Raw genomic sequence first — 14,899 nt, 5'->3', positions numbered from 1 at the left:
TCATCTGTTTCGGGCGGACTGGACTCGGTGACGCTAATTCGCCGGGCCCGGTGCGCATGAAGCTCAGACGTTAGGGGGCCATGAACGCCCGGGGAACGGTTGTTCCCCACCCAAGTTCCGCGCGAATCCCCGCACATGTCCCCCACACAAGTTCCGCCCAAAAAGCCGTCGCCCCGGACTGCCCGCACATCGCGGGCACTCCGGGGCGAACAGCCCTCAAGCCGTCATCACACGCCGGCCGGTTCCGGGTCCGGAGCGGCCTCCGGCGCCGGCGCGCCGCCCGACCTCGCGTGCCGCTTCGCCGCCTTCTTCTTCGCCCGGCGCTCCTTGCGCAGCTCGACCATCGCGTACAGCGTCGGTACGAGCAGCAGCGTCAGCAGCGTCGAGGTCACCAGACCGCCGATCACCACGACCGCGAGCGGCTGGGCGATGAAGCCGCCCTCGCCCGTGATGCCCAGCGCCATCGGCAGCAGCGCGAAGATGGTCGCCAGCGCGGTCATCAGGATCGGGCGCAGCCGGTGACGGCCACCCTCGACGACCGCCTCGACCACGCTGAGCCCCTGCCCGCGGTACTGGTTGATCAGGTCGATCAGCACGATCGCGTTGGTCACCACGATGCCGATCAGCATCAGCATGCCGATCATCGCCGGGACACCCATCGGCGTACCGGTCAGGATCAGCAGCCCGATCGCGCCGGTCGCCGCGAACGGGATCGACACCAGCAGGATCAGCGGCTGGATCAGCGAGCGGAAGGTCGCGACCAGCAGCATGAAGACGATCGCGATGGCCGCCAGCATGGCGAGGGCGAGCTGGGTGAACGCCTCGCCCTGGTCCTGCGAGACACCGCCGATGGACGCGGTCGCGCCCTCCGGCAGATCCAGCGCGTCGATCTTCGACTGGAGCGAGGCGCTGACCGCGCCGGTGTTGTCACCGGTCGGCCTGGCCGTGATGGTCGCGGCGCGCGAGCCGTCGATCCTGGTCATCGTGACCGGGCCCGGCACCAGCTTCACATCGGCGATCTGGCCGAGCTTGACCGGCCCGAGCTGCAGGTTCCTCAGCTCGGCGATCGTCTTGGCCGGCTTGGCGGACGTGATCACGACATCGCGCTCGGTGTCGTCGAGGATCGCCTTGCCGGAGGTGGTGCCCCGTACCGCCTGGCCGACGGCGAGCCCCAGCGTCGTATCGGTGTATCCGGCGTCCGCGGCCTTGGAGTTGGCCTTGACCGAGATGCGCGGGACGCTCTGCGAGAGGTCGCTCTGTACGTCGGTGACGTCCTTGAGGCCCGCGACGGTGTCCCGTACCTGGTCCGCCGCCGTGCGCAGGGTGGTCGCGTCGGCGGCCTTGACGACGACGCTCAGGTCCTGGCTGCCGAAGCCGTCACCGGCGGAGATGGTCGTCTCGCCGATGCCGTCGAGCCCGGCCAGCTCCTTCTCGATCCGGTCCTGCGTGGCGTCGAACGACGCGTTGTCCTTGAGGGTGACCTGGTAGGACGCCTGGTTGGCGCCCGTACCGCCGCCGAAGGCCGCCATGAAGCCGGAGGAGCCGACGGTGACCTGGTAGTCCTTGATGTCGTCGATACCGCCGAGGACGGCCTCGACCTTCTTCGCGGAGGCGTCGGCCGCCTCCAGGCTGGTGCCCGGGGCCAGCTCCTGCTTGATGGAGAGCACTTCCTGCTCGCCCTGGTCGAAGAAGTTGGTCTTGAGCAGCGGCGCCATGCCGAAGGTGGCGAGCAGCACGACGATCGCGATGGCGGCGCTGGTGAGGCGGCGGCGGGTCGCGAAGCGCAGCACCGGCACGTACAGGCGCTGGAGCCGGCTGCGGGCCTCCTTCTCCTCGGCCTGGCGGCGCGCTTCCTCCGCGCCGAGTCCTTCCGTACCCTTCGGCGCGCGCAGGAACCAGTACGAGAGCACCGGCACCACGGTGAGCGAGACCAGCAGCGAGGCGATCAGCGCCGCCGTCACGGTCAGCGAGAACGAGCCGAACAGCTCGCCGACCATGCCGCCCACCAGACCGATCGGCAGGAACACCGCGACGGTGGTGAGCGTGGACGAGGTGACCGCGCCCGCGACCTCCTTGACCGCGTTGAGGATGGCGCTCTCGCGCTCCTCGCCGTAGCCCAGGTGCCGCTTGATGTTCTCCAGGACGACGATCGAGTCGTCGACGACACGGCCGATCGCGATGGTCAGCGCGCCGAGGGTGAGCATGTTGAGGGACAGGTCCCGGGTCCACAGCACGATCAGCGCCAGCACGACGGACAGCGGGATGGAGACCGCGGTGACCAGCGTGGAGCGGATCGAGGCCAGGAAGACCAGGATCACGATCACGGCGAAGACCAGACCGAGCGCGCCCTCGGTGGTCAGGCCGGAGATGGACTTGGAGACGGCCGGGCCCTGGTCGCTGACGACGGTCAGGGTGGCACCGGCGCCGAGGTCCTGGCGCAGCCCGGGCAGCTTGTCCTTGACCGCGTCGGAGATGGCGACCGCGCTGCCGTCGTTGTCCATGGTGGCCATGACCGCGAGGCTGGGCTTGCCGTTCGTACGGGTCAGCGAGGTCGCGGCGGACGGCTTCTGCGTGACGGTGGCGATGTCACCGAGGCGTACGGGCTTGGGGGCGCCGGCGCCCGGCTGGCCGCCCGACTGGGGCACGATCCGCAGGTCCTCGATCTGCTTGAGCGAGGTGAAGCCGCCGCCGACCTGGACCGTACGGCTCTTGCCGTCCTCGGAGAACGAACCCGCGGGGATCGCCGCGCCGCCCGCCTTGAGCGCCTCGGAGAGGGCCATGGTGTTCAGGCCGGCCTCGGCGAGCTTCTTGTCGTCCGGGGTGACGGCGACCTGGAGGTCGCGGACACCGTCGATGGTGACCTGTCCGACGCCGTCGATGTCCTCCAGGGACGGGACGACCGTACGTTCCAGCTGGTCGGCGAGCGCCTGCTGGTCCTTGTCGGAGGTGACGGCGAGGACGACGGTCGGGATGTCGTCCGTCGAACCGGCGACGACCTGCGGGTCGACCTCGGAGGGCAGCTGGGCGCGGGCGCGGTTCACGGCCTGCTGGACATCGGCGACGAGCTGCTTGGTGCCCTCGCTCCCGAAGTCGAAGCTGGCCATGACCAGGGCGTTGCCCTCGCTCGCGGTGGAGGTGATGCCGCTGATGCCGTCGACGCCCTTGAGGGAGTTCTCCAGCGGCTCGACGACCTGCTTCTCGACCACATCAGGGGAGGCGCCCTGGTAGGGGGCGAGCACCGACACCATCGGGAGTTCGATGGACGGCAGGAGCTGCTGCTTGAGCTGCGGTATCGCGATCACTCCGAAGATGATCGCGATGATCGACATCAGCCCTATCAGGGCCCGTTGCGCGAGGCTGAATCTGGACAGCCAGGACATTGGGGTCTCTCTTCTGTGGTGTACGCGGCAGTTTGGCGCGGCGACCCGGTTCCGGGTGGCCCGTCCCTGAAGGTCCGGCTACGGGTCGCCCGTCGACCGGTCGGGATTGTGGCCCCTCTGGGATTGCGGCCCCTCTATACGATCTGCCATGCGAGGGCGCCCGCGCGTAGCCCCCAGGTCCATTTCCTTATGCGCCGCGTACCGCGCCTGTAGTACGCGAGGGTGGGCAGCTACTCCACCCTTGGACGTACCAGGCCCGATTCGTACGCAATCACCACCAATTGCGCACGATCACGGGCCCCGAGTTTCGCCATGGCCCGGTTCACATGGGTCTTCACGGTGAGCGGGCTGACGGCCAGACGCTCGGCGATCTCGTCGTTGGAGTGGCCGCCCGCGACCAGCACGAGGACCTCGCGCTCGCGCCCGGTGAGGGCCGTCAGCCGCTCGGCGTGCCGGGCCGGGCCGCGGTCGCCGGAGGGGGCGGCGCTCTGGGCGAGGAAGGTGGCGATCAGGCCCTTGGTCGCGGCGGGCGACAGCAGGGCCTCGCCGGCCGCGGCGACCCGGATGGCGTTGAGCAGTTCCTCGGGCTCCGCGCCCTTGCCGAGGAAGCCGGAGGCGCCGGCGCGCAGCGACTGTACGACGTACTCGTCGACCTCAAAGGTGGTCAGCATCACGACCCGTACCCCGGCGAGATCGGGATCGGCGCTGATCGCGCGGGTGGCGGCGAGGCCGTCCGTACCGGGCATCCGGATGTCCATCAGGACCACATCGGCCCGGGTGGAGCGGGCGAGGGCCACGGCCTCCGCGCCGTCGGCGGCCTCCCCGACGACCTCCATGTCGGGCTCCGAGTCCACCAGGACCCGGAACGCGCTGCGCAGCAGTGTCTGGTCGTCGGCGAGCAGCACCCTGATCGTCATGCGTCCTCCGTGCTCTCCCCCGTACCGCGGGCGGGCCGGGCGGCCTCGGTGTGCCGGGGGTCCCGGGTGTCCCGGGTCTTCGGGGCTCCGCCCGCCGGGGTTTTCACGGGAAGTATCGCCCGGGTGCGGAAGCCGCCGCCGGGGCGGGGTGCCGCGGTGAGGGTGCCGCCGAGGGCGGTGACGCGCTCGCGCATACCGATGAGGCCGTGGCCGCCGCCGTCGGCGGGCTCGCCGGTGCCCTTGCCGTCGTCGAGGACGGTTATCTCCAGGGCGGCGCCGATCCGTACGACACGGACCTCGGCCGTGGCCGCGGGGCCCGCGTGCTTGCGCACATTGGTGAGGGCCTCCTGGATGATCCGGTACGCGGCGAGGTCGACGGCGGCGGGGAGGCGGGGGCGCGGCGGGGTGCCGGGCTGGTCGTCCGTCTCCTCGAACTCCGCGCCGGTCGCGGCGAACCGTACGGGCAGTCCCGCGTTCCGGAAGGTGTCCAGGAGGCCTTCGAGGTGGAGCAGGCCGGGGGCCGGTTCGGTGGGGGCGGCCGGGTCGCCGGACTGGCGGAGCAGACCGACGGTGGCGCGCAGCTCGCTGAGCGCGGAGCGGCTGGCCGCCCGTACCTGCGCGAGGGCCTCCTTGGCCTGGTCCGGGCGCTTGTCCATGACATGCGACGCGACCCCGGCCTGGACGTTGACCAGAGCGATGTGGTGGGCGACGACATCGTGCAGATCGCGGGCGATCCGCAGCCGCTCCTCGGCGACACGGCGGCGCGCCTCCTCCTCGCGGGTGCGCTCGGCCCGTTCGGCGCGTTCGCGCATGGCGTCGATGAAGCCGCGCCGGCTGCGTACGGCGTCGCCCGCGGCGCTCGCCATCCCGGCCCAGGCGAAGATCCCCAGATTCTCCTGGGCGTACCAGACGTCGGAGCTGGACATCATGGCGACCGCGGTCAGCACGGCCATGGTGGCGAGGCCGACCCGCCAGGTGGTGGGGCGGTCGGTGTACGCGGCGACGGTGTACAGCGCGACGACGGTACTGAGCACGACGGGGGCGGGCGACCGGACCGCGATCAGCTCCACGATGGTGGCGCCGCAGGTGCACAGGAGAACGGGCATGGGCGCGCGCCGCCGGAACACGAGCGCGGCGGCGCCGAGAACCATCAGCACAACGCTGAGCGCGCCGGGGGTACGGGCACCGAAGTCCGGTCCGCCATGGCTGCCACGGGGCCCGGCGAAGGAGCCGAGGAGCATGCAGAGGAGAAGGACGGCGGCGAGGGCGGCATCAGAGACGAGCGGGTGCGTACGGGCCCAGTACCGGGTACGGGCGAACGCGGCGCCGATGGCAGTCACGCGACCAACGGTACGGGCCGCGGTGCGTAGTGGTCCGGGCGCCTGGATTCGCCGGGCCCGTCCGGAGCCGGTTCGCCCTCAATCCCGGACGGGCTGTTCTGTGTCCTCAATCGCCGGACGGGCTTGATTCTGCTACGGCGTGGGGATCAGGCCCTCGTCGTTGAGGAGTGCGCGGACCTCTTCCAGGGTCGCGTCCCGCGCCGGGAGGATCAGTTCGGACGGCTCCAGCACGTCGTCCGGCAGCGGCTCGCCCAGTTCCCGGACCCTGGCCAGGAGCGCGTGGAAGGTGCGGCGGAAGCCGTCCCCGTCGCCGCTCCTGACCTCGGCCAGCAGTTCGTCGTCGAGCTCGTTCAGTTCGGCGAAGTGGCTGTCCGCCAGCCTCACCTGGCCCTCCCCCATGATCCTTACGATCATGACGAGTCCCTACCGTTCGCTCACTGCTTGCGCAGATTCGGCGGCGTGTCCTCCGTCTCGGCCGGACCGCCCTCGATCGCCTGCTTCGGTGCCGAGCCGCCCGCCAGCTCCGCCTTCATCCGCTGGAGCTCCAGCTCCACATCCGTGCCGCCGGAGATCCGGTCCAGCTCCGCCGCGATGTCGTCCTTCGCCATCCCGGACTGGTCGTCCAGCGCGCCGGAGGCGAGCAGTTCGTCGATCGCGCCGGCCCGCGCCTGGAGCTGCGCGGTCTTGTCCTCCGCCCGCTGGATCGCCAGGCCGACATCGCCCATCTCCTCGGAGATGCCCGAGAAGGCCTCCCCGATCCGGGTCTGCGCCTGCGCCGCGGTGTAGGTGGCCTTGATCGTCTCCTTCTTCGTACGGAAGGCGTCGACCTTGGTCTGGAGGCGCTGCGCGGCGAGCGTGAGCTTCTCCTCCTCGCCCTGGAGCGTCTGGTGCTGCGTCTCCAGGTCGGTGACCTGCTGCTGCAACGCGGCGCGGCGGGACAGCGCCTCGCGCGCCAGGTCCTCACGCCCGAGCGCCAGCGCCTTGCGGCCCTGGTCCTCCAGCTTGGAGGACTGGCCCTGCAACTGGTTGAGCTGCAGCTCCAGCCGCTTGCGGGACGTCGCCACATCGGCGACCCCGCGGCGTACCTTCTGGAGCAGCTCAAGCTGCTTCTGGTACGAGTAGTCAAGGGTCTCGCGCGGATCCTCGGCCCGGTCAAGGGCCTTGTTCGCCTTCGCGCGGAAGATCATCCCCATACGTTTCATGACACCGCTCATGGGCTTCGCGCGCCCCCTTCTGACGGACTCCGCTCCAGCACTCCAACAGAACCCACAGTACGGGCCCTGCCTCTATTACCGCACTGTTCAAGTGCGGATGCGCTCCTCCCCAAGGACGACTGCTGCCCGGTCCCGCTCCGGCGCAAGGAGTAGAGGACCATCGGGGACATCGGGGACCGCGTCCCCTCTGTCCCGGTACGTTCGCACTGTCCACACCTAACGACGCGTGCCGTTGCGGGATCGTTCCCCGGCGGGGTGGGGTCCAACCACGGCACCCCGTACCCTTGGGCTTTGTGTTCCGTAGCCGTTCCAAAGAAGAGAAGGCCCCCGCCACCCAGGTGACGCCGGACTCCTCCACGCAGCAGCGCGACCCGCAGGCACCCAAGGGCCGCCCGACCCCCAAGCGCAGTGAGGCGCAGTCGCAGCGGCGCCGTGCCTCCACGGTGCCCGCCGACCGCAAGACCGCCATGAAGCGGCAGCGGGAGGTGCGCCGCACGGAGCTGGCCAGGCAGCGGGAGGCGCTGGCGAGCGGGGACGAGCGGTACCTGCCCGCCCGCGACAAGGGCCCGGTGCGCCGGTTCGTCCGGGACTATGTCGACGCGCGGTTCTGCATGGCGGAGTTCTTCCTGCCGCTCGCCGTGGTGATCCTCGTGCTGAGCATGGTCAGGGTCGCGCAGCTCCAGACCGTCTCGCTGCTGCTGTGGCTGGTGGTGATCGTGCTGATCGTCGTGGACTCGGTCGGGATCTCGATCCGGCTGCGCAAGCAGCTCGCCGAGCGCTTCCCCGACACGCCCAAGCGCGGTGCCGTGGCCTATGGCCTGATGCGTACGCTCCAGATGCGCCGACTCCGGCTGCCCAAGCCGCAGGTCAAGCGCGGAGAGCGGCCCTGAGCGCGGAGATCCCCGGTTTCGCGGGAGCGTCGGCGAGCTGGCTCGCCGGACTCGGCGGCGTGCGCAATGTCGTACGTCAGGAGCTGGTCGCGCGCCAGCTCGACGAGCAGATAGCCGGCCGCTTCCCGGTGGGGCGGCGGCTGCGTGTCCTCGATGTCGGTATGGGGCAGGGCACCCAGGCCCTGCGGCTGGCACGCGCGGGGCATTCGGTGACCGGTCTGGAGTCCGACGCGGGCATGCTCGCCAGGGCCCGGGAGGCGCTGGGCGGCGAGCCCGCGGGCATCCAGGAGCGGGTCCGGCTGATCGAGGGCGACGGTCTGGAGACCGGTGTCCACTTCCTGCCGGGCAGTTTCGACCTGGTGCTCTGCCACGGTGTGCTGATGTACGTGAACGAGCCGGACGCGCTGCTCGCGGGTCTGGCCCGGGTGCTGGCGCCGGGCGGGCTGCTCTCGCTGCTCGTACGGAACGGGGACGCCCTGGCCCTGCGGCCCGGGCTGGCCGGGGACTGGGCCGGGGCGCTGGACGCCTTCGAGGCCGGTACGTACACCAACCGGCTGGGGCTGCGGGTGCGCGCGGACCGGCTGGACCGGCTGACCGCGACCCTGGCGGGGATCGCGGCGCCGCTGCACGCCTGGTACGGGGTGCGGGTCTTCACGGACGGGGCGGCCGACGGCACGGAACCGCCGACCGGTGACGACCTGGACCGGCTGCTGGCCGCGGAGGACCGCGCGGGGCGCACGGAACCGTACCGCCGGATCGCCGCGCTGCTTCATCTGTGCGGAGTCCGTGGCTGAGAGCCGCGCGGCCGCCGAGTCAGGCGATCGGGCCCGGATCGCGTCCTCATGGAAGTGAGCGACACTCAGAGCACGCGGCGCGACGCCCGGACCACGCAGCGCGACGGCAGAGCCCGCGAAGAGCGGGAGCCGCGCCCCAGCGCGGCGGAGGACAGGGCACACGACAGGGCGAAGGACGGTACGGCGGAGAACCTCTCCGCGAGGGAGACCTGGCGGGCGCTGTACCGGCATTTCCGGCCGCACCGCGCGACCGTCGCCCTCGGCGGTTTTCTCGCGCTGATCGGCACCGTGAGCGGACTGGCCCAGCCGCTCGCCGCCAAGTCCCTGGTCGACCGGCTCGGCGAGGACGGCTCGATCACCGGGATACTGCTGCTTCTCACCGGTCTGGTGCTGGCCGGTACGGCGATCGAGGCGGTCGCCTCGTACATCCTGGAGCGGACCGCCGAGTCGGTCGTCCTCGCCGCCCGCCGCACCCTGATCGGACGGCTGCTGCGGCTGCGGCTGCCCGCGGTGGAGCGGACCCAGCCGGGCGATCTGATGTCCCGGGTCACCTCGGACACCACCCTGCTGCGCGCGGTGACGACCCAGTCGATCGTCTCGGCGGCCACTGGCGGTCTCGCCTTTCTGACGACCGTCGTACTGATGGGCCTGCTGGATCCGGTGCTGCTCGGGGTGACGCTCGGGGTGATCGTGCTGATCGGCGGCGCGGTGGCCCTGGTGATGCCCCGCATCTCGCGGGCGACCCGGCAGTCGCAGGCGGCGGTGGGCGAGATATCCACCGTGCTGGAGCGGGCCTTCGGCGCGTTCCGTACGGTCAAGGCGTCGGGCGCGGAGGAGCGGGAGACGGCCGTGGTGGCGGCCGCGGCGCAGGAGGCCTGGCGGCACGGCGTACGGTCCGCCAAGTGGCAGTCGGTGGCCGGGGCCTCGGTCGGGCTGGCCATCCAGGTGTCGTTCCTGGCGGTGCTGGGGATCGGCGGGGCGCGGGTGGCCTCGGGGGCCATCGCGGTCTCCACGCTGGTCGCCTTCCTGCTGTATCTGTTCTATCTGATCGACCCGGTGTCGAAGCTGGTCACGGCGGTGACGCAGTACCAGGTGGGGTCGGCGGCCATCGCCCGGATCGCGGAGGCGGAGCGGCTGGAGACGGAGACGCTGGAGCCCGGGGAGCCGGAGGCCGTCGGGGGCCGCGGTCCCGCGACGGTGACCTTCGAGGACGTCACTTTCCGCTACCGGGACGATCTCCCGTATGTCCACCACGGCGTCACCTTCGAGGTCCCGGGCCCCGGGATGACGGCCTTCGTCGGCCCCTCAGGCGCGGGCAAGACCACGGTCTTCGGGCTGATCGAGCGGTTCTACGAGGCGACCGGCGGCCGGGTCCTGATCGACGGCCGGGATGTACGGGACTGGCCGCTGACCGGGCTGCGCGCGGCGATCGGCTATGTCGAGCAGGACGCGCCCGTACTGGCCGGGACGCTGCGCGAGAACCTGGTCTTCGCCGCGCCGGGCGCCTCCGACGAGGAGATACGGGAGGTGCTCGTACGGGCCAGGCTGGACGGGCTCGTGGAGCGGCTGCCGGACGGTCTGGAAACCCTGGTCGGCCACCGCGGCTCCAAGCTGTCGGGCGGCGAGCGGCAGCGGGTGGCGATCGCGCGGGCGCTGCTGCGCAAGCCCCGGCTGCTGCTCCTGGACGAGGCGACCTCGCAGCTCGACGCGGTCAATGAGCTGGCGCTGCGGGACGCGGTGGCGGAGGCGGCCCGCGAGGTGACGGTGCTGGTGGTGGCGCACCGGCTGTCGACGGTGACGCTGGCGGACCGGATCGTGGTGATGGACGCGGGGCGGGTACGGGCGGTGGGGACGCACGAGGAACTGGTGGCGAAGGATCCGCTGTACGGGGAGCTGGCGGCGACCCAGTTCCTGACGGCGGCGCGGTGAGGGGGCGGGTGCGGGAGCGAGTACGGGTGCGGGTGCGCTGAGCGGGACCGGTGGGTTCGTGCGCGCGGCGGGGCGAGTCGGCCGATCAGGGCGTGCCCTTGCCCGTACCCCCTGATCGGCGGCGTATCACAGGCCGCACCAACAGGGTGAAAGGGATACTCCGGGCATGAGTGCTTCCCTTCGCCGCGGGCGCCCGCACCGGCTGCTGCCGCCCCTGACCGCCGTGGTCTGCACCGCCGTGGTCTGCGCGGTCGCCCTGGCGGGCGGCTGCGCCGGCGCCGCCGCGGGCCCGGGCAGCGGCCCCCTGCCCAGCGCCACACCCCGGCCCGCCGCCGTACAGCGTTCCGCCAACAGCCTCCAGACCGACTACGAGGCCGTCATCAAGGACGTACTGCCGTCGGTCGTGCAGATCGACACGGGGAACGGTCTCGGCTCGGGCGTCGTCTACGACGACAAGGGCCATATCGTCACCAACGCCCATGTGATCGGCAGCCAGCGGACGTTCGCGGTCACGGTCGCCAACAGTGAGCGGCAGTTGGGGGCGAAGCTGGTCTCCAGCTTTCCGCAGCAGGATCTCGCGGTCATCAAGCTCGACAAGGTCCCGGGCGAGCTGAGGGCGGCGACGTTCGGCGACACGAACAAGGTGGCGGTGGGTCAGATCGTGCTGGCCATGGGCTCTCCGCTGGGTCTGTCGGGCAGTGTCACCCAGGGCATCGTCTCGGCGGTCGGACGGACCGTCAGCGAGAGCGCGGCGGGCGGCGGGACCGGCGCCACCATCGCCAACATGGTGCAGACATCGGCGGCGATCAACCCGGGCAACAGCGGGGGCGCGCTGGTCAATCTGGACAGCCAGGTCATCGGCATCCCGACCCTGGCGGCGACGGACCCCCAGCTCGGCAACGGGGCCGCGCCGGGCATCGGCTTCGCGATCCCCGCCTCGATGGTACGGACGGTCGCCGACCAGATCATCAAGTACGGCCGGGTCACCGACTCGGGCCGCGCGGCCATGGGCATCACGGGCCGTACGGTCCTGGGCGCCGGCTTCCAGCCGGCGGGCGTCGCGGTGGTCAAGGTGACGAAGGGCGGCGCGGCCGACCGGGCGGGGATCAAGGTGGGCGACATCATCGTGAAGGTCGACAGCACCGGGATCACGACGATCACGTCGCTGTCGGAGGCGCTGGCTCCGCACAAGCCGGGCCAGAAGGTGAAGGTGACGTATGTCCGGTCGGGCGGGACGAAGACGGCGGAGGTCACGCTGGGGGAGATGTAGGGGGGTGCCCTGTGCTGTGTCCTCAAACGCCGGACGGGCTGCTGTGTTGTGTCCTCAAGCGCCGGACGGGCTGGATGTGCCGGACGGGCCGGGTTGGCCGCCGGTCTGGCTGGATTGGCGGCCCGCACCAGGCGGAAAGCCGGCGCCCGCGCCCCGATCGGTCGTCCGGGCGCGGGCGCTGTCGCGTGTGCGGCGGGCTCTCGTTCAGACCTCGTTGGCGCGCAGGCTCATCGGGCCGTAGATCTTGCTGCCGTCCTCGAACAGCGAGACCTGCTCGGCGCCGCCGTCCAGCAGTTCCTTCCACGCCTCGCCGACCCACGACTCGGCGTCCCCCTGTGTGGAGAACTCCTCCGGCTCCACCGCAGGCGGGACCTCCGTACCATCGGCCTTCTCGAACCGCCACGTCCACGCCATATGCGCCTCCCGGGTCCCGCGGAACTGATCGATTTCCTGCCCGCAGCGTAGCCGGGCGCGCACCCTCGGCGGTGACACGGGAGGATCACCCCGTGGAACTGACTCTGCTCGGCACCGGAGCCCCCGCCGGGCTCCCCCGCCCGCACTGCCCCTGCGCCGCCTGCGCGACCGCCCGCGGTGACCGGGCGCGGGCGGCGACCGCGCTGCTGGTGGACGGGGTGCTGCTGCTGGACCTGACCCCGGGCGCCGCGTTCGCGGCGGCCCGCGCCGGGCACTCGCTCGCGGGCGTACGGCAGGTACTGCTCACCCATCCGCACGACGGCCCCGCGGTCGAACTGCCCGCCGGACTGCCCCCGGCGGGGCGGGTGGCGGACGGACGGGTGCTGACGCTGCTCAGCGGGCACCGGGTGCGGGCGGTGGCGATGGACGCGCCGGGCACGGGGTACGAGGTGACGGGGCCCGGCGGGGAACGGCTGCTCCACCTCCCGCCGGGCGGCGCGCCGGCCGGGGTCTCCACCGACGGCCGCGCGGCGCCCGCCCCTTACGACCTGGTCGCCGCGGATGTCATCGGCCGGCCGGACGCGGTGGCGCGGCTGCGGGCGGCGGGGGCGGTCGGTCCGGCGACCGATGTCGTCGCGGTCCATCTCGACCACGACGTGCCGCCCGGCGCCGAACTGGACCGGCGGCTCGCGGCGGCGGGGGCGCGGGCGGTCCCGGACGGTACGACGCTGACGGTCGGCGCGTACCGGCCTGGCCCCGAGGTGCCCCGGCGCACCCTGGTCACCGGCGGGGCGCGCTCCGGCAAGTCCTGGGAGGCGGAGCGGCGGCTGGCGACGTTCCCGGGTGTGCTGTACGTGGCGACGGGCGGGCGCCGCGAGGACGACGCGGAGTGGGCGGCCCGCGTACGCGCCCACCGCGACCGCCGCCCCGCCTCCTGGTCCACCGCCGAAACCTGCGACCTCGTCCCCCTCCTCGCGGCCGAGGGCCCGCCGCTGCTCATCGACTGCCTGTCCCTCTGGCTCACCGACGCGATGGACCGCGTGAACGCGTGGGACGACGCGGCGTGGGCGGCGGGCGGGGCCGACGCGCTCCGCAAACGCACCCAGGAACTGGTGCACGCGGTGCGCGAGACGCGGCGGACGGTGGTGCTGGTCACGAACGAGACGGGGTCGGGGGTGGTCCCGGCGACGGCGTCGGGCCGCCGCTTCAGGGACGAACTGGGGCGGCTGAACGCGGGGGTGGGGGACGAGTGCGAGTCGGTCCTGCTGGTGGTGGCGGGCCAGGTCCTGACACTGCGGTGAGGCGTGCGGCGCGGTGTCTCCGCCGGGCCCGCCCGGCTGGCCGGTTCGTCCTCAATCGCCGGACGGGCTTGATTTCGCGCACCCGGCACCGGGGCGGGCGGTTCCGTCCTCAAACGCCGGGCGGGCTGGATTTCGCGGCCCGTACCGGAAAGTCGCCCACCGGCGGGACCCACCACCCGAGCCCGTCCGGCGATTGAGGACGAACCGGCGTCCCGGGCGGGCCCGGGAGGACAGCGTGACCCCGGTAATCTTCAGAGGTGCTGAATCTCGATGACTTCTCCGACCTGATCGAGCGGCCCGACAGCGGGACGCGGCGCGATGCCGAAGAGCGGCGGGAGCGGCTCGTCGTCCCGGCCGGCGCGCTCGGGCGGCTGGACGAGCTGGGTGAGTGGCTGTCAGCCGCGCAGGGGTCCGTGCCGGTCAAGGCCGTACGGCAGCCGCGCGTCGTGCTGTTCGCGGGGGATCACGGGGTCGCCGGGCTCGGGGTGTCGGGCCGGCAGGCCGGTGGCGCGTACCGGCTCGTACGCGACGTACTGGACGGCGTGAGCCCCGTCGCCGTGCTGGCCCGCCGCGCCGGCGTACCGGTACGGATCGTGGACGCCGGGCTGGACTGCGACCCGGCGCTGCTGCCCGAGGACGTCGTACGGAACCGGGTCCGCCGCGGCACCGGGCGGATCGACATCGAGGACGCGCTGACCGTCGAGGAGGCCGAGCAGGCCGTACGGCTGGGCATGGCGATCGCCGACGAGGAGGCGGACTCCGGCACGGATCTGGTCGTTCTGGGCGACCTGAGCGTCGGCGGCACCACCCCCGCGTCCACCCTGGTCGCCGCGCTGTGCGGCACGGACGCGTCCGTGGTCACCGGCCGCGGCGGCGCCGGTATCGACGACCTGGCGTGGATGCGCAAGTGCGCGGCGATCCGGGACGCGCTGCGCCGCGCCCGGCCCGTACTCGGCGACCAGTTGGAGCTGCTGGCGACCGTGGGCGGCGCGGATCTGGCCGCGATGACGGGCTTTCTGCTCCAGTGCGCGGTACGGCGGACGCCGGTGATCCTGGACGGTGTGGTCTCGGCGGCCTGCGCACTCGTCGGGCAGCGGGCCGCGTTCCGCGCGCCCGACTGGTGGCTGGCCGGGCAGGCGACCGGCGAGCCCGCGCAGGCGAAGGCGCTGGACCGGATGGCGCTGGTGCCGCTGCTCGACCAGGGCGTCACGGTCGGCGAGGGCGCGGGCGCGCTGCTCGCGCTGCCGCTCGTCCAGGCCGCCGCCGCCCTCGCGGCCGAGCTGCCGGAGCGCGGACCGGCAGAGGACGCCGAGCCCGAAGAGGAGAGCCTCAAGGCCGACGAAACCCTCAAGGCCGAGGACAGCGCCGCCGGCTGAGGCATCACCACATCGACGGAGGCCGCCGCCACTGACGGCGGCCTCAGCCATCCCATGGACGACAACTGCCCCAT

12 protein-coding genes are annotated in these 14,899 nt (G+C 72.2%); 6 read left to right on the top strand and 6 right to left on the bottom strand.

All coding sequences use genetic code 11. The features are described from left to right. Nucleotides 1-227: 227 nt before the first annotated feature. The 5 genes from ACFU9P_RS10485 to ACFU9P_RS10465 all read right to left on the bottom strand — a co-directional run bounded on the left by ACFU9P_RS10485 (nucleotide 228) and on the right by ACFU9P_RS10465 (nucleotide 6,851). Complete coding sequence (locus ACFU9P_RS10485) at nucleotides 228-3,380, bottom strand: efflux RND transporter permease subunit (protein ID WP_384078569.1); 3,153 nt, start codon at nucleotides 3,378-3,380, stop codon at nucleotides 228-230. Nucleotides 3,381-3,610: 230 nt separating this feature from the next. Beyond that, a complete protein-coding gene (locus tag ACFU9P_RS10480; RefSeq protein WP_384078568.1) occupies nucleotides 3,611-4,297 on the bottom strand; it encodes a response regulator in 687 nt (228 codons plus the stop codon). Then, the gene (locus tag ACFU9P_RS10475) at nucleotides 4,294-5,637 is read right to left on the bottom strand and encodes a sensor histidine kinase (RefSeq protein WP_376378828.1); all 1,344 of its coding nucleotides are present in this window, start codon (nucleotides 5,635-5,637) and stop codon (nucleotides 4,294-4,296) included. The genes ACFU9P_RS10480 and ACFU9P_RS10475 overlap by 4 nt, the downstream gene beginning before the upstream one ends. A gap of 132 nt (nucleotides 5,638-5,769) precedes the next feature. Then, nucleotides 5,770-6,051, bottom strand: coding sequence for a hypothetical protein (locus ACFU9P_RS10470; protein WP_384078567.1), 282 nt, complete (start codon nucleotides 6,049-6,051; stop codon nucleotides 5,770-5,772). A gap of 20 nt (nucleotides 6,052-6,071) precedes the next feature. Next, nucleotides 6,072-6,851, bottom strand: a complete 780-nt coding sequence (locus ACFU9P_RS10465) for a PspA/IM30 family protein (RefSeq protein WP_376378835.1) — start codon at nucleotides 6,849-6,851, stop codon at nucleotides 6,072-6,074. 293 nt (nucleotides 6,852-7,144) lie between these two features. On the opposite strand from ACFU9P_RS10465, the gene ACFU9P_RS10460 reads away from it, so the two are divergent. The 4 genes from ACFU9P_RS10460 to ACFU9P_RS10445 all read left to right on the top strand — a co-directional run bounded on the left by ACFU9P_RS10460 (nucleotide 7,145) and on the right by ACFU9P_RS10445 (nucleotide 11,734). Further along, a complete protein-coding gene (locus ACFU9P_RS10460; protein ID WP_376378838.1) occupies nucleotides 7,145-7,741 on the top strand; it encodes a DUF3043 domain-containing protein in 597 nt (198 codons plus the stop codon). A gap of 59 nt (nucleotides 7,742-7,800) precedes the next feature. Continuing rightward, the gene (locus tag ACFU9P_RS10455; RefSeq protein ID WP_384078566.1) at nucleotides 7,801-8,535 is read left to right on the top strand and encodes a class I SAM-dependent methyltransferase; all 735 of its coding nucleotides are present in this window, start codon (nucleotides 7,801-7,803) and stop codon (nucleotides 8,533-8,535) included. Nucleotides 8,536-8,754: 219 nt separating this feature from the next. After that, nucleotides 8,755-10,464 (top strand): ABC transporter ATP-binding protein, encoded by a 1,710-nt coding sequence (locus tag ACFU9P_RS10450; RefSeq protein WP_384078944.1) that lies wholly within the window; start codon nucleotides 8,755-8,757, stop codon nucleotides 10,462-10,464. A gap of 166 nt (nucleotides 10,465-10,630) precedes the next feature. Beyond that, entirely contained in the window at nucleotides 10,631-11,734 is a 1,104-nt protein-coding gene (locus ACFU9P_RS10445; RefSeq protein WP_384078565.1) for a S1C family serine protease, read from the top strand. 204 nt (nucleotides 11,735-11,938) lie between these two features. On the opposite strand, the gene ACFU9P_RS10440 is transcribed toward ACFU9P_RS10445, so the two are convergent. Next, nucleotides 11,939-12,148, bottom strand: a complete 210-nt coding sequence (locus ACFU9P_RS10440) for a hypothetical protein (protein WP_384078564.1) — start codon at nucleotides 12,146-12,148, stop codon at nucleotides 11,939-11,941. 92 nt (nucleotides 12,149-12,240) lie between these two features. Here ACFU9P_RS10440 and ACFU9P_RS10435 point away from each other — a divergent pair, with 92 nt between their 5' ends. After that, nucleotides 12,241-13,449 carry a bifunctional adenosylcobinamide kinase/adenosylcobinamide-phosphate guanylyltransferase gene (locus ACFU9P_RS10435; RefSeq protein ID WP_384078563.1) on the top strand — a complete coding sequence of 403 codons (1,209 nt, stop codon included), beginning with the start codon at nucleotides 12,241-12,243 and terminating at the stop codon, nucleotides 13,447-13,449. 260 nt (nucleotides 13,450-13,709) lie between these two features. Next, nucleotides 13,710-14,825 (top strand): nicotinate-nucleotide--dimethylbenzimidazole phosphoribosyltransferase, encoded by a 1,116-nt coding sequence (gene cobT / locus ACFU9P_RS10430; protein ID WP_384078941.1) that lies wholly within the window; start codon nucleotides 13,710-13,712, stop codon nucleotides 14,823-14,825. The last annotated feature ends 74 nt before the right edge of the window (nucleotides 14,826-14,899 follow it).

Source organism: Streptomyces sp. NPDC057617, assembly GCF_042800555.1.
Classification (GTDB): domain Bacteria; phylum Actinomycetota; class Actinomycetes; order Streptomycetales; family Streptomycetaceae; genus Streptomyces.
The sequence above is the reverse complement of the archived record's forward strand: the minus strand, read 5'-3'. Positions and strand labels throughout refer to the sequence as shown.